Here is a 21,627-nt window from a genome sequence, read left to right on the forward strand (position 1 = left end):
CCCAAATGCGGGCAGGCTAAGCCGCGAGCCGGTGCTGGTAGTACGGCCGCGCTCGATCATCCAGGATGGCGTACAGCGCCTCGCGCGGCGCCACTGCCGGATTCAGCCAGGCATCCACATGTTCGGGCTTGATGGGGACAATGCAGCGGTCGTGCCCAGCGGCCGCGACTTCAGGCGGAGGCTCGTCAGTGACGGCGGCAAAGGTGAAGAGATCGGAGCCGTTGTCTGCCCCCTTGGACACGTTCCACAGGCAGGCCACCAGCATGTCCTGAGGCGGCTGCGGGTCGAAGGCGAGTACTGCGTTCTCCTCCTTTTCGCCCGGCGCCAACTCTCTGCCCTCCAGCCGGTGGCGCGCCACGTTCTCATAGAAGCGGGTGATCACCAGGATGCCGTGGCGGTAGCCGAAGAGCTGGCCCCAGGATTCCTCCAGCTTGTCGCGCCTGGCGTTGTAAGTGCCGGGATATTTGCGCTCCACAGCGGCATTCCAGCCGGGCATGCGGCACTGGTAGCGCATGGGCACCACGAACCTCTGCCCATCGCGCTCAATCAGCACCGGCGCATACGAGCCTGGGTAGATACGGGCATCGTCGTCGACCAGCTCGCGCCGGTTGAGTGAGGCGAGGTTGGTCTCTGTCGCCGCGATCTTGTTGGTCGCGATGCGTTTGTCCTCAGCCGCCTTCTTGGTCGGCTTTGGGCCAGCCAATACCGCCTCCGCCTTGGTCAGGCGCTCCCGCTGGGCCACCATGTCCTCACGGTAGCGCTGCTCCAACTCGCGATCCCCTTCCGCCACCAGCTTGGCTAGCTCAAACCCGGCTTCGCTATCAGGATGCCGGAAGCTCTCGCGCAAGGCCTTTGGAATTTTCGTCCACGTACCATCGCGGCGGCGCTCCCAGAAGATTTCGGTAAAGCGCTGCAGACTGATTGTTGCGCCAAAGTGGCGCACGTAGCGGACGTAGTCGGCCTTGATCTGGGCGGAGTAACACATGGCGAAGGCTCCGGCGCGGGAAAACCAGCATACCGACCGCATGTCGAAGGCGCGCGGACAATGGCACTTCCTCTGAGCTTCATGCACCCGAGAGCCTGACAGTCTCACGTGGCGAGACGCCCTGCCCATGTACTGCCGCCAAAGAACACAGGCGGCTCCTCCATTGAACGCTCTTCCAGACCGATACCAGGCCTCTGACGATCTGGTACTACGCGGCCCCAGTGACGGCCGTGCGCTCGCCCAGCGCCTTTCCAAGCGGTATGCCGAACGCATTACCGGTGCCTTCGTTGTGCCCGGCCGCGAGGGCTCGTTCGCGACCTTGCCCGCGGATCTTCCGTCGGCGCTTGCCCAGGCACTGCGATCGCGCGGCATCGATGCGCTCTACAGCCATCAGGCCGAGGCCTGGACGGCGACGCAGCGCGGCGACCAGGTAGCGATCGTGACCCCGACGGCCTCGGGCAAGTCGCTCTGCTACACCCTGCCGGTCATCAGCGCCGTCATGCAGCAGGGCGCCAAGGCGCTGTACCTGTTCCCGACTAAGGCGCTGGCCCAGGATCAGGTCGCCGAGCTGCTGGAGCTCAACAAGGCGGGCGAGCTTGGGGTCAAGGCCTTCACCTTCGACGGCGACACGCCGGGCGATGCCCGCCAGGCGATCCGCCTGCGCGGTGACATCGTGGTTAGCAATCCAGACATGCTGCACCAGGCGATCCTGCCGCATCACACCAAGTGGGCGCAGTTTTTCGAGAACCTGCGCTACGTGGTGATCGACGAGGTGCATACCTATCGCGGCGTGTTCGGCTCGCACGTGGCTAACGTAATCCGCCGGCTCAAGCGCGTGTGCGCTTTCTACGGCGTCACCCCGCAGTTCATCCTGTGCTCGGCGACCATTGGCAACCCCAGGGAGCACGCCGAGGCGCTGATCGAGCATCGGGTTACCGCCATCACCCAGAGTGGCGCGCCCTCGGGCGACAAGCACGTGTTGCTGTGGAATCCACCCGTGGTCAACACCGATCTTGGTCTACGCGCCTCGGCGCGCTCGCAGACCAACAGGATCGCCCGACTGGCCATCAAGGCCGGCATGAAGACGCTGGTGTTCGCGCAGAGCCGCACCATGGTCGAGGTGCTGACCAAATACCTGAAGGACGTCTTCGATCACGACCCACGCAAGCCACCGCGCATCCGCGCCTACCGTGGTGGCTACCTGCCGACCGAGCGACGGGCCGCCGAACGGGCGATGCGCGCCGGCAGCATCGACGGCATCGTGAGCACTTCCGCGCTTGAGCTGGGCGTGGACATCGGCAGTCTGGATGTCGTGGTGCTCAACGGCTATCCGGGCTCCATGGCGGCGACATGGCAGCGTTTCGGCCGGGCGGGCCGGCGTCAGCAGCCAGCGCTGGGCGTGCTGGTAGCCAGCAGCGATCCACTGGACCAGTACCTCGTGCGCCATCCGGAGTTCTTCGAAGGCTCCCCACCCGAGCATGCGCGCATCGCGGCGGACCAGCCGCTGATCCTGCTCGACCATATACGCTGCGCTGCCTTCGAGCTTCCGTTCGTGGGGGACGAGGTATTCGGGCCAGGTGCGGCCACACCCTGGTTGGAAGTGCTCGGCGAGGAGGGCGTGCTGCATCGCGAGGGCGACCGCTGGGAATGGATTGCCGACAGCTACCCGGCCAACGCCGTCTCCCTGCGCAGCGTGGCTGAGGGTAACTTCGTGGTCGTCGATCGCACCGGCGGCAAACAGACCATCATTGCCGAGGCTGATTACACCGCCGCGCCGGTGACGCTCTACGAAGGGGCGATCCACATGATCCAGTCGGTGCCCTACCAGGTGGAGCGACTCGACTGGGAGGGCCGCAAGGCGTTCGTGACCCGCACCCACGTGGACTACTACACCGACGCCATCGACTACACCAAGCTCAAGGTGCTCGATTGTTTCGGCAGCTCCAGCGCGGGACGCGGCGACGCCCACCACGGCGAGGTGCACGTGGTCCGACGCGTGGCCGGCTACAAGAAGATCCGCTACTACACCCACGAGAACATCGGCTACGGGCCGGTCAACCTGCCCGACCAGGAGCTGCACACGACCGCCGTCTGGTGGCAGCTTGCCCAGCGCGAACTCGAACAGGCCTTCGATGGCCGACAGCAGGCGCTGGACGGTTTCCTCGGGGCCGCCTATGCGCTGCACATCGTCGCCACGGTCGCCGTGATGGCTGAATCGCGCGACCTGCAGAAGTCGGTGGGCAGCGCTGACGGAGCGTGGTTCGTCGCCTCGGACATCGCAGGCCGCGGCCAGCTGCGCGGGATGGATGGGCAGCCAACGGCGCTGGCGCCCGATGCGCCCTTCACACCGACGGTCTATCTCTACGACGCGTTTCCCGGCGGCGTGGGCCTGAGCGCCCCCTTGTTCGAGCGCCGCGAGGATCTGGTCCGCCTGGCGATTACGCTGGTCGAGCGCTGCGATTGCGCGGCCGGCTGCCCGGCGTGCGTCGGCCCGATCCTGGCCGCGGACGAGGAGGCCACGCACACGCCCAAGGCCCTGGCTTTGCGGGTTCTGGGCCTGCTGGTGGCCCTGTGAGCGCGCTTGCCGACCGGCTGCGTCACCTGCGCGCGCAATCTGGGCTGTCGGTCCCCGCGGCTCAGACGGCGCCGCCGAAACCCACCTTGTCCGCCGATGTGCTGCGCCTGATCCAGGGCCGTTCGCGGCTGCAGCGCGCGGAAGCCCGTGCATCGTCCATGGATCGCTTCGTGCCCGGCGACGAGATCGCAAGTGGACTGTTCCTCACCGAAGCAGTGGTGGACTGGCTCCCGCCGCCGCCCGTGATCGACACGGCGTTCGCCCGCTGGAGTGAGCCCGTCGACAGCGGCCGGTTGATGCATTTCGATACAGAAACCACAGGGCTCGCCGGCGGCACCGGCACGCGTGCGTTCATGATCGGCGCGGCTCATTGGGAGGCGGACGGCCGGTTCCGGATGCGCCAGCTGACGATCACCACCATGGCCGCCGAGACCGCTATGTTGCAGGCCTTTGCCGGGTGGCTTCGCGGCGACACTGTACTCGTCAGCTATAACGGCAAGTGCTACGACGCGCCCCTGCTCGCTACCCGCTATCGCCTAGCGCGGCTGCCCAACCCGCTCACCGGCCTCGGTCACCTTGACCTGCTCCATCCCGTCCGTCGGCGCTGGAAGAGTGTGTGGGAGAACTGTCGCCTCGCGACCGCCGAACGGCAGATTCTTGGCGTCGTCCGGGACGATGATCTCCCAGGATCGGAAGCGCCAGCGGCCTGGCTGACATATCTCCGAGGCGGTCCGGCCACCAATCTGCGTCGCGTAGCTCACCACAATGCGCAGGACCTCCGCAGCTTGGCGGGTGTTCTCCTGCATGTGTCAAGGCTCGGCCGTCCGTGAGGGTTAAAGAGATGCGTGTCGAGTGGACCTGTTCTTGACGTCCGCTCGTGGCCGATAACAGACGTCATCGACCGCTGGGAAGTTGTCAGTCTTGCCGGCAGCATTCCCCAGAGCCGAGCGGTATACCGGCCTGACCGCTTCAACGGGCAGGGATGCGTTGAGACAGGCAGCCACTAGATTCATACAGGAGTCCGCCGATTGTCCCTAGCGAGAGGGCGAGGGATACTGGGGTGCAACGCCTCACCATGATGCTGAATACCGGTTAGAGCGCTCAAGAAAGGAGCAACTGTGCAAACTGTTACGCAAATGCTGCCTACCGAACAGCATAGAAACTCTAAGGGCGAAAGTTTCAATTTGACATTGCGGAAGAAACAACTTACTCCAGCTCACAACTACTGGCTCTACTTTGTAGAGGCGGAGCACGAAATATGGAGGAAGATGGGGTTTGCAGTATTTGTAACTAAACAAGCCTTTCCGAAAGAAGAGATCGCCGATCATCTTGCAAAAACGTTGGCTCTAGACGAAGTAAAAATGCTATTGGAAGAAGCTAACCAAGACGGGCGTCCTCTGTACTTTCCGCTGTTGCATGAAGGGTGGGCAGTCCAGTAACACTAATCTCTCTGGCAACACGGCCGCCTGCAAGCTGCACGCCTGCGGGCTCCCTCCGCTGCTGCGCTACTTCGGCGAACGGTTATCGCACGCTATCACCAGGCTTAGCGTGGCGACTCATCTCTAAGAGGGGGCTGCGATGACTCCACCTCCACAGACGTTGCGAGTTCAGCAGGTCAATGCGTTCTACAACTACACGGTCGGGCTTGATGTCACGAACGTGGATCTCACCAAAACCGCTGGCAAGCTGCTGAAATCCGGCCTTGCAAGAACTGTCTGCTTTTCGGATTTGAAGGCGGTCTACTTGGATGAGGATGGAGCCGTTCGGCTTGAATGGCTTCGACCCGAAGGGCGTGCTTGGGATAACCAATGCAGCGTCAAGTTCAGCGACACCCTGCCACAGCAGACCGTCGGCGACCTCGCCTTCTGCCTTGAGTTGTCGTTCCTTGAGCGGCGAATAGAAGCCCCCGAGGTAAAGCATGTACCCCCGTATTTGCGAGCCGCTCTCCCGCCCGTCGTTCTTGAGGATGCGGATATGTCGCTTCCCGTTTACCCGTGGCTCAAGCTGCACGCGGACGGAATCATGTGCATCAGCTTCCAGTTGGACACGATCTGGGACGATCTTGGGGAGCATGAGTTCATCCGTGATGTGGTCAATCTGTTCCAACGCTATTTTGACCGCGTCTGGGTCCATGCGGACATTCAACGGCTTGACGCTGAAGAATTGCTTCCTCGATCCTTCGAGGCAGAGATTTCACTCGGCGGCCACGCAATCGAGGGGCGAAAGACGCGCAAGCTTGTGAAGAAAATGCGCCAAGAAGCAAGGTCCCTGCTTGATAGGTCACTTGCCCAGGACGGAAGGATCTTTGATTTGGGTAGCGAAGCATGGGAGCTTCACCAAGTTGTTGGCTCTGAGAATCTAACGACATGGGAAGCAACAATTGACCTATGCCGATCCATGTACACGAGCGCCCTCGTCTCTGAAGTAGTCGCTCGTAGCAAAACCCGCGCGAAGACAGGCGCCCATTTGTGGCAGGGTCGCCCGTCGATCTCATTGATGCGCTTTGCCGACCAACCGAAAACCAAGGAAGAATTGTTCAGTAAGAACGGACCCTCGCTTGCTCGGGTCCTTATGCGCTCCGCTACGATCGACAACCCACCGCTGCCATGTGACCTCCGTCCCTTTGAAGACTATTCGTTCCACGGCAACAGAGGGCTCCTACTTTGGACATGGTTGAGGCAGGACTCCTCACCCGAGGACGCGTGGCAAGATCCGAACACCAAAGCACGAGTTCTTGAAAACCAGGCGAGAGCAGAACACTTCGAATACCACAACATGCGCGTCGCGCGAGCGTGTGCCATGGCGAGCGCACCCCTATCAGACGAACATTTGGTCCAGGCGTACGAGACGCTTGCGATGGCGGATGCCGTGATTCATCAATCGAGCCAAGCGGGGGAGATTACGGACGCCCTTGGGTTTTTGATGAGCGCTGCGGGCACACGATCGCTCGTTGAGTCCGCGAAGGAACAGGCACGCTGGCACCTGGACGAACGCCGTTATAGAAATGAGAAGCGGCGATCTCGCGTGGATCGGTGGTTGGCTGCCGTGTTCGGCTTCGTTGGAGCCGCCGGTTTGGCCGACTTGGTAGTCAAACCGTTCTTGCATGAAACGTATTCGAGCTGGCTCGACTGGCAGACGGGCTTGGTTTCGTTCGGCGTCGCCGCAATGGCGGTCGGCCTCACGGCCGCACTAATCGGCTTTGCAGGCAAAGTCTGGACGGAGTAGCCCAGCGCAATAGCGGCATCTCGCCAACAATTCGCTCAAGCTCAAGCGTTGAACGTCCGCTTCCGGCCGAATTCGGACGTCAGGGACCACTAGCTCGCCCTGGGGCCTCCTTGAGGCTGACGATCTCGCGGGCCAAGAATTTCATGGCCCGATCGAGTGACTCTTGGACTGCCTTGAGCTCATCGTGACAGCGCCGGATGTCCGCATGGCGCCTTGGCACTCCGAAGTGCGGCAAGAGCATCTGATGTGCTACATCGTTGCGTTTGTCGACTAGACCGGCCAAGCGCTTCTGCAGCGGCCCGTTGCTGTTAACAACCTTGAACATGCTCAGTAAGCGCTCAAGAGGGGCTCTTTCCAGCGAACGCTCGTCGAAGTTATAGGGCATAAGTCCATCTACCCGCGCGGCGATCAGCCTGTGCGCGGTGCCGATGTAGACCTTCAGTGAAAGCTCCACCAGCTGAAAATGTGCCAGCAAATTAAACGCACGAGACTCTTCGTTGAAGTCAAAGCCACGCTCGGCTCCCCGACCCAGCCGCCGCACAACCGCTTTTGTGTCCATCGCACCGCGCTCAGGTTGTCTTCGACCAGATTAGCGCGTCCGCTTCCGACCCAAAGCGGACTTGAGTCAGCGAAAGATGGGAGCCTGCTCAAGAGACGAGCAGATCTGAAGCTGGCAATTGATATGCTCCTGGTCAACGTAACGGTTAGCGCGGCAAGCCTGGATCTAATACCCACTCAGCCACTTACTCAGTTCAACGCCAATATTGCGGTTTTCGTCGATGACCATCCAAACCTCCCTCTGATATCCCTCGAGCTTCCCCCAAGCGATGCGGTTGTAGAGCCCGAGATATTCCCACGAAGCCCACGATTGGTCGAAGCTGGAATCTGATGCTGGAAACAGCGCAATCTTGGATGGAGTCTTTGCACCATCGGCGATGCCGAGTTCCCACGGCACCCACTTACTTTCCTTACTGTTCTTGCTCGCGAGCAGCACAAAACGGCTGCTATCTCGGATTCGCGCTTTTAATAGGGCCGCCGTCTCCTCGCTCGTATAGGGAGGCATCTCCGGATCAATTTCGTCGACGTAGACCTTTGCGCCGTGATTTTCTAGCACTCGAATCGCACCGGCGACGAGTTCGTCATCCTTGCTGGAATGGGACAAGAAGGTGGAGCCCGCCAGCGCCCTCGAAGCTGCCGCCCGACGTATTCTCGTCGCCTCGACCAGCCCCAGCTCCGTAGCGAAGCTGCGGAGTTGGTCCCGGGTAATGTATCGCGCCATTGACTTTCAGGCTCTATTGTCGATGCGCGCGAGAATCTCGGACACCATTTTCACGATCTCTTCGATCGAGATGCCAGGGCGCGCTAACGCCTTGAGTTCTTCATCCGTGGGGCGCATTGCATTAAGCCCCGACACGTCGATTTTCGAACCGATGAGGCTATCCGATATTTGAGCGGCAGCGCCACCGGTCGAACCGATAGGAATAACAAAACTGCTTGCCGCCTTCGCGGCCTCGAACTCGTCGAGAACGCCACCTGCCACCACCGTGGCGCCAGTGTTGGGATCAATCTTCATCCCACCAACGAATATCACTACGCCGGCTACTCGAGCCAGCTCCGAACGCAAGGCGGCCCATTGGGCACGGTCAGGTGACGCTCCAGGAATTGGCTGGGGGAAGGGGCGGGCGATCAGCCGGCGCTGAAGATCCCATCCGCCGTTTGCACGGAGCGCGTCGAGGAAGCCCGCGATAGAGGCGGACCCGACGACAACACCTGCCCCGCTGACGAGATCGCGGCCACGCTCACCTACAAGCTGACCAATGGCGTGCGCGACGCCATAGGCCCTGGCGATGTCGGCGCCGGCCTCAGGGGGCCAGCTACCGCTTACCCATACCCGTCGTCCCGCCACACTTCGTTCGACCTGATGCAGGAGTGCGGGCACCTCCGCGTAGTCGTCGATCTCGACCACCATTAGGCCGTAGCGCTTCAAGTCTCGGCTCCAGAGCCTGTGCTGGGTGCTACGTGCCTTGAATTCAGCTTCCGATTTGTACTCGCCTCGCTGTGGTGGGCGCACGATGGCAAAGTGTTCCGGCGGCGCGGACGCGAAGCTCTCGCGGATCAATGACAGCACGTGTCGGATGTTGGGATCCGTGAAGCTAATTCCGAGGAAGAGCATCGACATGCTCGAGAGGTGCGCTTGCAGGAGCGGAAGGAATGCCCCGCGCTTCGAACGATATAGTTCGTAGTCGTCCGTTGAAATGACGACGTCGTCTAGGCGCTCGACCGAGCCGTGCATCTTGAAAAGGCGAGAAGCTCCGGGCGTCGGGCGCAGGGCAAGGTCGGCCGCCCCAGAGATGGTGTCGATCGGCCGGTTCACCGCGCCGAACGCGCGTTCGACCAGCCGGTCGTAGTTCGTCGTCCAGATATACTTGACGGGCAGCCTTGAAATGATCTCTAGCGATGGAGGAATCGGGCGTTCGACGCCGATCTGCTGCTTGATAACGTTGCGAACCCGTGTAGCGGATCCATTCTCCTGGATGCTCCACTGGGCCAGCGCTGCCAGATCGTGCAATTCGCCTGAGTTTACACCGAGCTCCTCACCTACCTCGGTCAGGAGCGAGGCCCAGGACGGATAGCCAGCCGCCATGGACACTCCAGCGCCGACGAATACTGCGCCGACCCCGGCAATGAGAGCCTCGGGATAGTCCTTCAGAAATCGCTTCGTCGTCGCAGCGGTCATCGCGCTGCCTCCCTGTCGTTAGTTGCGGCTGCGGATGGCGATTGCTTCCTCGATCCACCTTTCGATGTTGTTCGAAATTGAGGCGTAGACGCCTTTGCTATCGTTGCCTGTGGGAGTGATCAGCTGCACGACCGACGAGAGCTTAGGGCCCGAATCGCCAAAGGTGATCGCATCGAACGGGTTTGCGCCGGCAACGGAAGTCTGACTGTTTCGATCGAGCAGCCTATCAACGCGAATGCCGACGACACCTCGCTTGTCGTTCCAAGCCTTGACGATCTCATGTCGGACCCAACGGCGGCTCGCGGTTTCGGAGCCAACCAGCACGACCACGCAGCTCTTACCGTGCATGTTGTCGGCGATCCATTTCTCGATAGCGGAGTCGCCCTTCCGCTTCACTTCCTCCCATGCGTTGGGAGTACACAGAGACTGCCCCTCCAGAGCCCCTATGTTCCTTATCTGCTGCGTGCGCCAGTAATCGTTATCAAAGTGAAAGCTGAAAAAAACACGACGTGTCACGAAATTCCCCCTGCTGTTGTTCACAGTCAACCGAATGCCCTGAGTGTGGATCGCATTAGGAACAACTTCAACTTCCGTGAAGTGCGGCGCTTGCAGCAGTCTTTCGATATTGGCAGCAGCATCCCAGGCCATTCGGGATGACGCCAGCGATCTATGCACAACACTTGGCAAACACAGCTACGATCAACCCGGGACTCTATACCCGACCGCTACTGAAAGCGGCGGAACGTCGGGCCCGGCCTAACTCCGGTTGCATGGCCGCTCTTGGCCGAGAGCAGACGTCGGGGCAAGGTAATTTGGGAACGTTGCCAGGGGTAGGTACGAAGGCAGTGAGCACAGTGAAGGCCTTTCGCCTGATCGTGTGCCGCGCGGACAACGGCCGATCACGGGGAAAGGGATGACCATCTTCGACGAAGCGGTGTCGATCGTTAGGGAGGCCGAGTGCCTAGTCATAGGAGCTCGCCTTAAACCAAGTTGGAAATCGGTCGAACCTATGATTGATGCCGTGGTGCAAGTGCCTTGGTTCCTCCTCGCAGGCGCCCGAGAACGCCTGGCCACCTTTGGGCTCGGGCTGCTCCTAGTTCCCGCCTGGTGGTGCATCCTCGTTGCCATCGTGTGGGTGACTCCCGGAGGTTCGGCGGCAAATCTTCACGCGCCGTCCAGCTGGGTCATCGCCGGACTGATGGCTACCGGTTCGTTACTTTTCCCCCTTCCAAGTCGGTCTGCCCGGCTGCGAGTTCGGTCTCAACAAGTCGTTAGCCTTGCAGAGCACATCAGGTCCGTCGCTCCAGATGAAGCCACTATTAAGTTGCTCCAATCGGGGGTGGCAGCACTGGGTTCTGTAGCCAGCGCGCGGATCACCCGCATCAACTGGCTCCTTGGCATATGTTGGGCTGGTCTCGTTTGGGTTGCGTCCCACTGGGTGTTCACGGCCGATGTGTCCGATGCATTGCGGCAGCAAGCGATGGTGCGCGTACTCGGCGGGCTTCTGATCTTCTTGTTCTTCGGCATCGGCGTAATGTGCTACGAAGCTACAGTTTGCATGGTCAAACAGACGATCGACTTCGCCTTTTTACAGGCGAGCGATGCAAGAGGTCGGTCCAAGGGGTGATTGGCTGCCAGGGGCGTCGCGGCAAAGGCGCATGTCCACTCTCGATCGGAGCGGATCTCGAACGTTGGAAGTGAGTTAGGCCGCGGCGCGAAGCGGCGTCGGCGTGGACGAATTGTTAGCCGATGACCGCGCTCCGCTGAGCATTGATGAAAGCGCGCATATCCGAAATGGAGTCATAGAGGTCAGTGGAGGAAAACCGCGGATTGTGCGAATTCTCAGGATGATGTATTTGATGACGAATAAAATCCGTCCTGCTGATTTGCTCCGTTCGCGTTGAGCCATTTTTGAGAAGCTTGGTGTAGTTCACGAGTGGCCTCGTCGCTCGGAACGTATCGAGGTCACCCGACGACTCGATGTGTGCATAAAGCTCGTCATGGTACTCGGCAGTCGGTTCGCCGAATGCCGAGAAGCTGACCTCGTTGAGGCTGGGGTAGGGCAATTCATTGGGCAAAACACGCGACACGCGCGCGTGAGGGGCATTAGACACCAGTCGGAGGCAGTCGAAACTCAGGTGCTTGACGATTTCTGGGCTGTGCGTCGTAAACAGGACCTGGGTAGCTTGTGCCGTTGAAAGTGCTTTCAGAGCCGCCGTTAGACCACGCTGGTGCTCGGGATGCTGCGAGGTTTCTGGCTCCTCAATGGCGTAGACGACGTGTCGACCACCTGCCTCAGCTAGTCTTCGCTCAGCTTCAGCGCGGAAGAAACTTATCAATACAAGTCGCTTAACCCCGCTGCCTCTCTTGTTGATGGGAATGCCCTGGTCCCCTGATATTCCGACGCCCTTGAAAACGTCTGGCCATTTTAGCGCCTCGGAATCAGGCAGTTGCGGATCCAGTGAAGCAGCGAGTTGCGGATTCAGCTCACGTAGTTTTTCGAGAGTTCGGCCCGCGACATCCTCCAAGCGCGCACGTACCTTGTCGGCAACCATACGAAGGCTCTTGCGTATGGTTGGATCTCCTAGTATTTCCCGAACTGCCACGCGCATTGGATCCTGTACCTCGTCATCCGAGTCAGCGTTTTTTCGGTCAGACTGGAACAAAGTGAACAGTGGCATGTTCGTCTTGAGTTGATCCCAGATCGCCTTGGTATCCTCCTTGGCTATTTCAATTTCACGTTCGCTAAGGGCTAAGTCAGTGTGGCCAGCCCAAATCGCCTTTCGAAGCTCTGCGCTCCGGGTCTTGTCCGAACAGGAGAAGCCATTCTCTTCCACGACCTTACGGAGGTCGGCTATCTTCTCTTTATGGAGGTCACAACAGCCGGCAGCGGTGGGATGATTGGCGCGGATAAAGACCCGTTCTTTTCCAGAAGGGGCAAAGCGCTTGACCACGAGTAATGTCCCTTGGGCGGTGGTCAAGTACTCACTCGCCAAAGTCGTCCTGTTTGTGGAATCAATCACGATCTCGGGCGGGAGTTCCGCAAATTCAACGCTGATCTCAATCTGATCTTCGCCTCGTGCGGAGCAGGATTTGTTCAAGTCTTCCTTGTCGATCTTGATGCACCCCTTGCCTTCGTTGAAGAAGACGTCTAGCGCTTCGAGAATTGTGGACTTTCCAATGTCATTTCGTCCTACCAGCACGCAAAGATCGTCGATCGCGATAAAGACCGGCTCCGAATAGCCACGAAAGCGATTCACCGTTACTGATTTGATCTTCACTGGCTAGGATCTCCCCTTCATCAGATAACTATTGACTGTGCGGACCTATGGGGTAGGTCATACATGGGCGAGCTGCCAGCGCCAAGAGTGCTGCAAATCCGCGGATGTCAGAGGAATCTGCGCTCGCCGCAGGGAAAGGGGCCCTCAGATGAGCTCGTAAGGCCTTCTATGGCCCCAGTGCCACGCCCAAGGCGTTCAAGGTCTCAGTGGTCATCTTGGCCGTGGCCTTCATGCCGTGCGCGGTTTGAAAGGAGCCGAGCGCGCTTTTGGTCTGATCCGACAGTTCCCCATCAATCGCACCGGGATCGTAGCCACGCGCATAGAGCGCCGCTTGAACGCGCATGATCATGAGCTTTAGCTGGTCAGCCGTCGGGCGCGCGGTGGTCGACATCAGGGGCTGGACCCCAGACGAGTAGCTGGTGTTAGGGGCGGGTGCCGGTGCCGGTGCCGGGGCCGGGGCCGGGGCAGAGTAAGCCGGCGTGTAACTTGGGTACCTGTAAGAGCCACCGCTGCCCGAGCTGTGCGAACTGTGAGACGCATGGGAGCTGTGAGACGCGTGGCTCGCATACATATTGCGGACGTCGCCATTCAAAGGCGCGGCGAGCGTGACCGTGTAGTCACCGTCGCGAGCTGCGAGGTCAGTAAGTCGCGCGTTCCTTTCTGGATGGTCAGACCCATGGGCCACGCCATGGAACACAGAGAGGGTTGCACCCGCTATGGTCAGGGCCTTACGCATGTTGTCTCCTCATCCCGAATGGGCTTAATGGCACGACTTGTCCAAGGGTCTGTTACCCACGCAAAGAAACCGCCGCAACGGTTCCGCACCTGGCAGGTCTCGCATGCGGGAAGGTAGTGCTGCTTCCAATCGGAAATGCTCCGTTGCGCATGCGGCCAAAGAGCCTTCGGCAAGGTGCAAAGTGGGAAGTTGTAGAGCGATACCGGAATGTCCCGCCGCGCGAGCTTGTCGACCGCTTCGGTCAACGGGCTGCTCATGTCTGCGGGGTCAATCCAAAGCGTGTCCTGATGTGCGCGCGCAAAGCCGGTCGGCTCGGTTCCCATCAGCGCGACATGGCTCACAAAGGGCAGGTTGCGGTAGATAAAGCGTGCTAGGGCGGGTAGGCGCTCGACTACCGGGCGGACCAAGACCACGCGGATCTCAATCCGCTGGTGAGCTGCTTCGAGCGCGTAAAGACCCCGGAGGGTTTGCGCATAGGCGCCCTGGCTTTGGACGATGTAGTCGTGCAGCTCGTAGGTGTCCCCATACAGAGGGATGCCCCAGGTCAACGCAGGATGAAGACCATCGAAGCTTTGGGCCAAACCAGGCCTTTCGAAGTTTCGACCGTTCGAGAGGATGTGCAGTGCAGTGTTGGGAAGAACGCTCGCGCAACGGGCCACCACGCGGTTGAGGCCCTCGCCGAGGAGCGTTGGTTCGCCACCTGTAACGGTCAGAGAAGGAGTATCTCGGTCAATTAGCGCGGCGAGGTCGCAGAGGTGTTCCACGCGCCAGTCGTCTTCGATTTGCCGGGGCGGCTGAGAGCACATCAGGCAGAAACTGTTGCAGCGCTCAGTCGCAAAGAAAATGTTGTTGTTGGCGCCTCGCCGGTAGCGCCGTGCCACTTTGCCGTTGGCGGGAATGACTTCGATGACATCGCCTGAGCCGAGAGCCAAGGCCTGATCGTTGGCGGCAATCCACGGTCGGCCGGCAGGTGCATCCTCGGGAGAGTCCACGAGGAACCCGGCCCAAGGCAGACGAGCAAGCGTGCTTGAGGCTTGGCGTGTTTTGGGTTCCCGAAGGTCGAGAACCATTCGCTCGAGCGGGTAGGTTCCAGAGGCAAACTCGGTGAGACCTGCCACCTTGACCAGGGCCGGAGCAGCCCAACCTTGGAAAGCAAACTTGGCGTCCAAGGTGGCCATTACGCGGCTTCCCCTACCGGCTCGCGGCGGGTGGACCGAATGGCCCAGCCTTCGAGGATCTCGCGTTCTTCCTGCGTTCCTTGTTCCCAACGACGCAGCAGAAGATCAAACAACCCCATCTGCTTGCGGCAGAAATCACTCGTCGGCCTGTGGCCTATGGTGTCGCCCTGACGAGCGTAGTGGTCGATAGGGTCTGCTCCACAAAATGGCACGTAGGCACAATCGGCGCACGTGGGCAGGGCCTCGGCGACGCCGGCCTCTAAAACCTTTTGCATCACTGGACTCGCTAGCCAGGTAGCAACAGTCTCATCGACGTGCCCTAAGGCAAACGATCGGTCTCCCATGGAGGCGAGCATGCGCGCTTCGTCCGAGGGATAGACGAGGCCATCGTAGTCGTAGACGACCGCACCTAAACCGGCGCCCGTCGGCGAACGCAGATCCACGTACCCGTGTGCGAAGGGAGTAAAGAGCTGGGATAAGAGGAGGCGCCCGTAGGTTTCCTCCATGAAGTATCCGTCTCGGTTTACGGCCAACAGGTGGTCAAGGGCGCTGCGGTAAAAGCGCAAAAAGTCGTCGATCGAATAGCCCGTCCGTGCTTCCGTCTTTCGCGCAAAGCCGTAGGGGCTGAGCGGGCGCAGGGAAATCGAGTGGAAGCCGAGCTTTCGGTACTCGTCGACAATCTCTACCGGTGCGTCGAGGCTTCGTCGGGTGAGTGTGGTGAGCGCTGAGACAGCATGCTCCCCGAGCATCTTGCGGCCGCGCTCAATGCCTTCGATGGTGCGCCGGTAGCTGTCGCGCTCGGGACGCGGACGATTGGCGTTGTGCAGCCACTCGGGGCCGTCGAGCGAGGTGGAGAGCTCGAACCGATGATCTCGCATGAAAGCGAGTTGGTCATCGGTCAGATCGTGCAGCGTTGAGGCGATGACGAACCGCAGGTTCCGCTTCTCGCTGCGATTGCGCTCGGTGATCGCCTTGGTCAACGTGCGGACACGCTCGAAATGAAGCAGCGGCTCACCTCCTTGGAATTCGACCGTAAGATCCGGGGCCGGCCACTCAAACAAGCGGTCGACCGCATGTCGGGCGTCCTCCGGTGTGAGGTCGAAGGTGGTTTCACCGACCGGCTGGCGCGAGACCTGGCAATAGGCGCAGGTGTGATGGCAGCGGAGCGAGACTACAAAGATGTGCAGGCATGGACCGCGCTCGATGTATGCCTTGCGCGTGCGGTATTGCGAGAGCAAGGGCGCCAAGGTGGAGATGGCGGGATCGGCCATAACGAGGTGCCGGGCTTCGAGATCCGCAAAGAGAGCCTCTTCCCTTGCCACCGTTCCTTCCACCACGCGCTCAAATTCCGCGCGCGGCATGACCATCCAATCTCCGGCCATGGAGGACACGAGCACTCGGCTTTCATCCCATGGAAGGCGCCGAAAGCGCATGGGGAGCAGTCGGTAGCCAGGCTGGCCCACGAATGCTGAGCGTGGTGCGAACTTCACCGGCTCGGACCGCGAGGCGAGGCCTGGCGTAAGGCCGCCTGAGCCAGCGATACGTGGAGATCTGTGGTTTCAGCCCTGATGCGCTCGCGCAGACGCTCGTCTAAGGCGTCGTTGCGGAAGCGGCCTTCGATGTCGGTTATTCCGACATCCTGGTGCTTAGGAGTGAGCGCGACCGTATGCCCGTTGTCCGAGCATGCGAGGTCCACAAAGAAATCACCGGTGTAGCGGTGAGCGGTCCGCGCGAGCACATCGGCGGGGAACAAACTGGCATCCATGAGAAATCGAACCGGTGCCATGCGTCCCCCTGACGCTCCCGTGGCTTCCCGATGGTGCGACGGGAAGTCGGGAATCGCAAGCTCCCGCCGGCCCTTTGCCGCTGAGTGACCGTCCAAGATCTTGTTAAGCACCTCCGCCAAAACGTAGTCCAGCCTTGATCAAGCGTGGTTTGACCACCGGGCGCAGGTTTGGACGTCTGGTGGGGATCTTGGGAGGTGGATAGAGCCGGCCTCGAGATGGTCTGCCGGTCCCAGGCGCTTGTTCGCCATTGGTGGGGTTGGCTGACCAGTGGGGATGTACCTACAGCGGACTGCGTTCCACCGAGTGGCTTGGACAAGTTTTGCTGAAACTGAAGCAAAAAGTGTCCGTTTGGCCAATTTTTGCTCAAACGAACACAATTGCTCCACGGGCTTCATGAGCCGGATGCCTGGTCCGTCCGCGATCGGGACGTATGGTGCGGGCCGGTGCTGAAGCGCGCCGGACCTTTGCCGGGGAGCGAGAGCCGCTCGGCCGTGATGATGGCGGCCACGACCGCCATCACGCCGAGGTCCATCACGCCGATCGACAGTTGCGCGGCGGCCAGGCCGGCACAGCAATGGACGCAACGGGCGCCCAGGCGCAGGCCGTGACGCCAGGCGGAGGCTGTGTCAGCCGCCAGGTTTTTCGGCATACCGCAACAGCTGGCAAGGCGGCGTGCCTTCCACGGAGTGAACTGGAGCGTCGCGGCGGCAAGGACGATGACGGTGGCGGCGGCCGGCGCGGCGCGCGACAGCGCCGGCCAGTGCATCAGCATCGCGGCCAGCGCCGCGCCGGCCGGAAAGATGACCAACCCCAGTGCGCTCCACACGAGGAAGTAGGCGATGGCCACCCGCGCGACCAGGCCGGCCTGGCGCATGCCCCCGGCGTGACCGACCGCCTGGTGGAAGCGCCATAGCGTCGGCAGCAGGGACGGCAGCATCATCGCGACCATCATCGGGCTCCACATGCCAAGGAACGTGGCGGTGGCGGCAAGCCAGTTCTGCCCTGGCATGCGCATCCACGCCATGGACATGGTCCAGCCGCCGGGCATCGGCATGCCGGCCATGGACATGCCGTTGCTTCGCGCGATCGTCAGCCATGCGGCGGCCGCGAAGAGCAGGGCACCGGTGGCGAAGAAGATCCGGCGGGCGGCCTGTCCACCGTCGCCACGCGGGGGAACCTCGGCCGCCGCGGCCGTTTGCACGTCAGCGGCCATGTTCAGCCCTCGCCGTACTCGTCGTGGCGACGCCACCAGATGTCCTGCTCGTTGCGCCCCAGCGGCGCGCGGTCGAGCCATTGGTACATGTTCCACAAACCGTCCAGGCCGCGCGCGTAGGTCGAGTAGGTGTGGTAGACCACGCCGTCGCGGTGCACGAAGGTGCTCATGCCCGGCCGATCCCGGACATAGGTGGGCGCATCGGTGCCGCAGGTCGCGGCGAACTGGTGTACCGGTTCGGGGTACCGTGCCGCGGCGATCGGGTGGCCGCCGCGGCGGTAGTTGTATTCGACCTCGCCGGCCTGCTGCTGTGCCGGGGTGATCGAGACGTTGAAGTCGTAGTTGAAGTCGCCTCCATGCGACGACGCCCACGGGAAGGTCCAGCCCATCCGCCGCTGGTACGCCTGCAGCTTGGCCAGCGGTGCGCGCGACACGGCACACAGCGTGACGTCGTGGTTGGTCAGGTGGGTGACGATGCCATTGAAGCCATCGGCGATCGCCGAGCAGGACGGGCAGCCGGCCTGGTAATCCGGACCGAACATGAAATGGTAGACCAGCAGCTGCGAACGGCCCTGGAAGAGCTCGGCCAGCGTGGCCTCGCCGCGCGCGGTATCGAAACGGTAGGCCTTGTCCACGCGCACCCAGGGCAGCGCCTGTCGCTGCCTTGCAAGCTCGTCGCTGCGGCGCGTCAGCGCCTTCTCCGCATCGAGCAGCGCCAGGCGCGCCGCCAGCCATTCCTCGCGTGTTCCAATCGTTGCCTGCGTCATTTGCGTGCTCCCATGAGTGACGCCGCCGCTCTCGCGCGGCGACGTCCGGTGGTTGGTGTGGGATACGCTAGGCCTGGGTCCGGCACGGCGGGGAGTGACAACTGTGGCGCGATTGGACGGCACGTTCCGATGGACTCGTTGATCACCGCCGCAGCCCATGCACTGGCGTCCGGCGATCCGCTGGGCGCCCTCAATCGCGTCGCGCTGCGTGAAGACGCGCCTGCCCTGGCGCTGCGCGGGACGGCCATGGCGCAACTGGGCGACCTGGGCCGCGCAAAGGTGCTGTTGCGCCGTGCGGCGCGGGCCTTCGGGCCGCGCGAGTCGGTGGCACGTGCGCGCTGCGTGCTTGCCGAGGCCGAGATTGCGCTGGTCTCGCGGGACCTCGGCTGGCCGACACGCGCGCTGGAGGCCGCGCGCACGACGCTGGCGTCGCATGGCGACCGGCTGAACGCCGCGCATGCGTGCTGCCTGCAGGCGCGCCGGCTGTTGCTGATCGGACGTCTGGAGGATGCCGAGCGCGCGCTCGACCGGCTCGACCCGGCGCCCTTCCCGCCCGCGCTGCGCACCGCGCACGCGCTGACCCTCGCCGGTATCGCGCTGCGCCGGCTGCAGACGCGGCCGGCGCGGGCGGCGCTGGCACAGGCCACGCAGGCATCGCGCCAGGCCGGCATCCCGGCGCTGGCGGCGGAGGTCGAAAGCGCGCTGCGCGCGCTGGATGCGCCGGCAGCGCGGCAGGTCGGGCACGGCGGTGAGCGCCTGCTGCGGCTCGACGAGGTGGAAGCCTTGCTGGCATCCGACGCGTTGGTCGTGGATGGCTGCCGCCACCTTGTCGGCGATGCGTGCATCAGGGTGCCGTTGGCCAGCCGCCCGGTGTTGTTCACGGTGGCGCGGGCGCTCGGCGAGGCATGGCCAGGCGACGTGCCGCGCGATGCGCTCATCACGGTGGCGTTCCGCACGCGCTACGCGGACGCATCGCACCGCGCGCGCCTGCGGGTCGAGATCGGCCGGCTGCGCACACTGTTGCGCGGCGCCGCCGAGGTACGCGCGACCGGGCGCGGCTTCGAGCTGGTGCCGCAACGCGCGCGCAACGTCGTGGTACTGGCGCGCCCGGTCGAGGAGCGGCACGCCGCGGTGCTGGCCCTGCTCGCCGACGGCGAGTCGTGGTCGAGCTCGGCGCTGGCGTTGGCGCTCGGGGCCAGCCAGCGCAGCGTGCAGCGCGCCCTCGATGCACTCGCGGCGACGGGCAAGGTCCAGGCGGTCGGTGGCGGGCGTGCACGGCGCTGGATGACGCCGGCCCTGCCCGGATTCGCGACCGCCTTGTTACTCCCCGTGCCGCCGTCGGGCGACTAGCATCAGCGCCATGAAACGAGCCGACGCAGACATCGTGCAGGAACTTGGCCCCTTCCCGGCCGTCGAAGGCGTCCACGGCGTGACCTACGACGGCGAACGCGTCTGGTTCGCCTCCGGCGACCGCCTGAACGCACTCGATCCGGCCAGCGGCCGGATGCTGCGCTCGATCGAGGTCGCCGCGCACGCCGGCACCGCCTTCGACGGCACGCACCTGTACCAGATCGCCGAACGCCGGATCCATCGCATCGATCCGCACACCGGCCGCGTGCTCGCCACCATCCCCGCGCCCGGCAACGGCGGCGACTCGGGACTGGCATGGGCCGAGGGCACGCTGTGGGTCGGCGAGTACCGTGAGCGCCGCATCCACCAGGTCGATCCGCATACCGGCGCGGTGCTGGGCACGATCGAGTCGAACCGCTTCGTCACCGGCGTCACCTGGGTCGAGGGCGAGCTCTGGCACGGCACCTGGGAGGGCGAGCAGAGCGAGCTGCGGCATGTCGATCCGCGCACGGGCGAGGTGCTGGAAAGCCTGCAGATGCCGCCGGACGTGGGCGTATCCGGGCTCGAGTCCGACGGCCACGGGCAGTTCTTCTGCGGCGGCGGCAACAGCGGCAAGCTGAGGGTCGTCCGGCGTCCGGGGGCGGCCGCCGGCAGCTAGGGCAGGCGGACGCGGCGACGGATCGCCGGCACTGCGACGGCGCTACGGCGCGACGCGATGCCGGCCACGCTTGGCATCCAGCATCAGCAGGTCCGCCTCGCGATACGCCTCGCCCAGGTCGCGGTCGGGCCCACGCCAGCTGTAGCCCAGAGTGGCGGCGACGCCGGCGGTGCGCAGGGCCTGCTCGATGCGCGCGGCCTGGCGGGCCAGTTCGGTAGGGCCGACATCCAGGATCAGCACCACGAACTCGTCGCCGCCCAGACGCGCGACCACGTCCGACGCGCGCACCGTGGTGCAGATCTCCTTCGCCGCGCGCTGGATCAGCGCGTCGCCGGCGCTGTGGCCCTGGCTGTCGTTGGTCCGCTTGAGGTGGTCCAGGTCGACCACCACGACGCCGGCGGTGGTGTGCTCGTCGCGGCAGCGCTGTTCCTCCAGCGCCAGCAGCTCGCGCCAGCCGCGGCGGTTGAAGATGCCGGTCATCGCATCGGTGGTCGCCTCCAGTTCGGCGCGCTCCGCGCGGCGCTGGGTTTCCTTCAGATGCACGTCATGGCACCACAGCGTGGCCAGCATCTGTGCGCACAGCTGCACGACCGGCAGCCAGCGCTCCACGTCCACCGGCACCATCTGCGGGTCGATGCCGCACAGCGTGCCTATGGCGCCATGGTCGAGCTGCACCGGCACGCCCAGATAGGCGCCGATGCCGTGCCGGACGATCGGCGCGGTGGCGTAGGGCGCGTGCGCGCTGACGTCCGCCACCACGCACGGGCCGCCGCGCACCATGCGCGAGCAGATCGAGTCCGCCCACTTGAGCGCGTCGCCGCTGCGCACGCCATAGCAGTCGTCGGCGGCGGCCAGCACCAGCCAGTCCCCGCCATCGACGCGGGTGAAGAACCATGCACCGATGCCGGTGCGTGCGCGCAGCATGGACAGGCAGGCCTGGGCGGCCTCGCGGAAACCGCCGAAGGCGGGCAGCGGAAGGGTCGGCGGGGTTTCGGGCGGCGAGCTCATGGGTGCAACGACAGCGGGGACCTGAACGATAGCGGGCTTCGTGTGCCTGCCACGATGGTGCCAGCATGCCGATGAATCGCCCCTGCGCCCTCCGAAGCAGGTTCCATGCCACTGCTTCGCGCCATCG

Annotated in this window: 20 protein-coding genes; 7 read left to right on the plus strand and 13 right to left on the minus strand. The window is 62.9% G+C overall.

What is annotated here, in order from left to right:
• Positions 1-16: 16 nt before the first annotated feature.
• A complete protein-coding gene (locus tag BMZ38_RS05560; RefSeq protein WP_091335158.1) occupies positions 17-985 on the minus strand; it encodes an SOS response-associated peptidase family protein in 969 nt (322 codons plus the stop codon).
• Between the two features lie 163 nt (positions 986-1,148).
• Here BMZ38_RS05560 and BMZ38_RS05565 point away from each other — a divergent pair, with 163 nt between their 5' ends.
• From BMZ38_RS05565 to BMZ38_RS05575, 4 genes are all read left to right on the plus strand, one after another.
• Entirely contained in the window at positions 1,149-3,560 is a 2,412-nt protein-coding gene (locus tag BMZ38_RS05565; RefSeq protein WP_245747188.1) for a DEAD/DEAH box helicase, read from the plus strand.
• Positions 3,557-4,390 carry a ribonuclease H-like domain-containing protein gene (locus BMZ38_RS05570; protein ID WP_175483680.1) on the plus strand — a complete coding sequence of 278 codons (834 nt, stop codon included), beginning with the start codon at positions 3,557-3,559 and terminating at the stop codon, positions 4,388-4,390. The genes BMZ38_RS05565 and BMZ38_RS05570 overlap by 4 nt, the downstream gene beginning before the upstream one ends.
• Before the next feature lie 288 nt (positions 4,391-4,678).
• The gene (locus tag BMZ38_RS17475; protein WP_139202385.1) at positions 4,679-4,999 is read left to right on the plus strand and encodes a hypothetical protein; all 321 of its coding nucleotides are present in this window, start codon (positions 4,679-4,681) and stop codon (positions 4,997-4,999) included.
• A 139-nt stretch (positions 5,000-5,138) separates the two neighbouring features.
• Complete coding sequence (locus tag BMZ38_RS05575) at positions 5,139-6,785, plus strand: hypothetical protein (RefSeq protein WP_091335161.1); 1,647 nt, start codon at positions 5,139-5,141, stop codon at positions 6,783-6,785.
• A gap of 79 nt (positions 6,786-6,864) precedes the next feature.
• On the opposite strand, the gene BMZ38_RS05580 is transcribed toward BMZ38_RS05575, so the two are convergent.
• The 4 genes from BMZ38_RS05580 to BMZ38_RS05595 all read right to left on the minus strand — a co-directional run bounded on the left by BMZ38_RS05580 (position 6,865) and on the right by BMZ38_RS05595 (position 10,170).
• The gene (locus tag BMZ38_RS05580; protein ID WP_091335163.1) at positions 6,865-7,344 is read right to left on the minus strand and encodes a hypothetical protein; all 480 of its coding nucleotides are present in this window, start codon (positions 7,342-7,344) and stop codon (positions 6,865-6,867) included.
• Positions 7,345-7,509: 165 nt separating this feature from the next.
• Positions 7,510-8,064 carry a toll/interleukin-1 receptor domain-containing protein gene (locus BMZ38_RS05585; RefSeq protein ID WP_091335164.1) on the minus strand — a complete coding sequence of 185 codons (555 nt, stop codon included), beginning with the start codon at positions 8,062-8,064 and terminating at the stop codon, positions 7,510-7,512.
• A 6-nt stretch (positions 8,065-8,070) separates the two neighbouring features.
• Positions 8,071-9,522, minus strand: a complete 1,452-nt coding sequence (locus BMZ38_RS05590) for an SIR2 family protein (RefSeq protein WP_091335166.1) — start codon at positions 9,520-9,522, stop codon at positions 8,071-8,073.
• An 18-nt stretch (positions 9,523-9,540) separates the two neighbouring features.
• Positions 9,541-10,170, minus strand: coding sequence for a TIR domain-containing protein (locus tag BMZ38_RS05595; RefSeq protein ID WP_245747189.1), 630 nt, complete (start codon positions 10,168-10,170; stop codon positions 9,541-9,543).
• Between the two features lie 265 nt (positions 10,171-10,435).
• Here BMZ38_RS05595 and BMZ38_RS05600 point away from each other — a divergent pair, with 265 nt between their 5' ends.
• Entirely contained in the window at positions 10,436-11,149 is a 714-nt protein-coding gene (locus BMZ38_RS05600) for a hypothetical protein (protein WP_091335168.1), read from the plus strand.
• Positions 11,150-11,264: 115 nt separating this feature from the next.
• On the opposite strand, the gene BMZ38_RS05605 is transcribed toward BMZ38_RS05600, so the two are convergent.
• From BMZ38_RS05605 to BMZ38_RS05635, 7 genes are all read right to left on the minus strand, one after another.
• Entirely contained in the window at positions 11,265-12,803 is a 1,539-nt protein-coding gene (locus tag BMZ38_RS05605) for an ATP-binding protein (RefSeq protein WP_091335170.1), read from the minus strand.
• A gap of 166 nt (positions 12,804-12,969) precedes the next feature.
• The gene (gene hxsA / locus BMZ38_RS05610) at positions 12,970-13,539 is read right to left on the minus strand and encodes a His-Xaa-Ser repeat protein HxsA (protein ID WP_091335172.1); all 570 of its coding nucleotides are present in this window, start codon (positions 13,537-13,539) and stop codon (positions 12,970-12,972) included.
• Positions 13,524-14,717 (minus strand): His-Xaa-Ser system radical SAM maturase HxsC, encoded by a 1,194-nt coding sequence (gene hxsC / locus BMZ38_RS05615; protein WP_091335174.1) that lies wholly within the window; start codon positions 14,715-14,717, stop codon positions 13,524-13,526. The genes hxsA and hxsC overlap by 16 nt, the downstream gene beginning before the upstream one ends.
• Positions 14,717-16,150, minus strand: coding sequence for a His-Xaa-Ser system radical SAM maturase HxsB (gene hxsB / locus BMZ38_RS05620; protein ID WP_091335176.1), 1,434 nt, complete (start codon positions 16,148-16,150; stop codon positions 14,717-14,719). Before hxsB ends, hxsC begins: the two co-directional genes overlap by 1 nt.
• A 53-nt stretch (positions 16,151-16,203) precedes the next feature.
• Positions 16,204-16,482 (minus strand): hypothetical protein, encoded by a 279-nt coding sequence (locus BMZ38_RS05625; RefSeq protein ID WP_091461997.1) that lies wholly within the window; start codon positions 16,480-16,482, stop codon positions 16,204-16,206.
• Positions 16,483-16,895: 413 nt separating this feature from the next.
• Positions 16,896-17,798, minus strand: a complete 903-nt coding sequence (locus tag BMZ38_RS05630) for a DUF2182 domain-containing protein (protein ID WP_217638723.1) — start codon at positions 17,796-17,798, stop codon at positions 16,896-16,898.
• A complete protein-coding gene (locus BMZ38_RS05635) occupies positions 17,720-18,484 on the minus strand; it encodes a DUF899 domain-containing protein (RefSeq protein WP_091335181.1) in 765 nt (254 codons plus the stop codon). Before BMZ38_RS05635 ends, BMZ38_RS05630 begins: the two co-directional genes overlap by 79 nt.
• A gap of 129 nt (positions 18,485-18,613) precedes the next feature.
• On the opposite strand from BMZ38_RS05635, the gene BMZ38_RS05640 reads away from it, so the two are divergent.
• Together BMZ38_RS05640 and BMZ38_RS05645 are read left to right on the plus strand one after the other, a co-directional pair.
• On the plus strand, positions 18,614-19,834 hold the full coding sequence (locus BMZ38_RS05640) for a helix-turn-helix domain-containing protein (protein ID WP_091335184.1): 1,221 nt from the start codon (positions 18,614-18,616) through the stop codon (positions 19,832-19,834).
• A gap of 10 nt (positions 19,835-19,844) precedes the next feature.
• Entirely contained in the window at positions 19,845-20,492 is a 648-nt protein-coding gene (locus BMZ38_RS05645) for a Vgb family protein (protein WP_091335186.1), read from the plus strand.
• Positions 20,493-20,534: 42 nt separating this feature from the next.
• Here the strand turns inward: BMZ38_RS05645 and BMZ38_RS05650 are convergent, their stop codons facing one another.
• Complete coding sequence (locus BMZ38_RS05650; protein WP_091335188.1) at positions 20,535-21,500, minus strand: sensor domain-containing diguanylate cyclase; 966 nt, start codon at positions 21,498-21,500, stop codon at positions 20,535-20,537.
• Positions 21,501-21,627: the final 127 nt, after the last annotated feature.

Source organism: Frateuria terrea (assembly GCF_900115705.1).
GTDB classification, from domain to species: domain Bacteria; phylum Pseudomonadota; class Gammaproteobacteria; order Xanthomonadales; family Rhodanobacteraceae; genus Frateuria_A; species Frateuria_A terrea.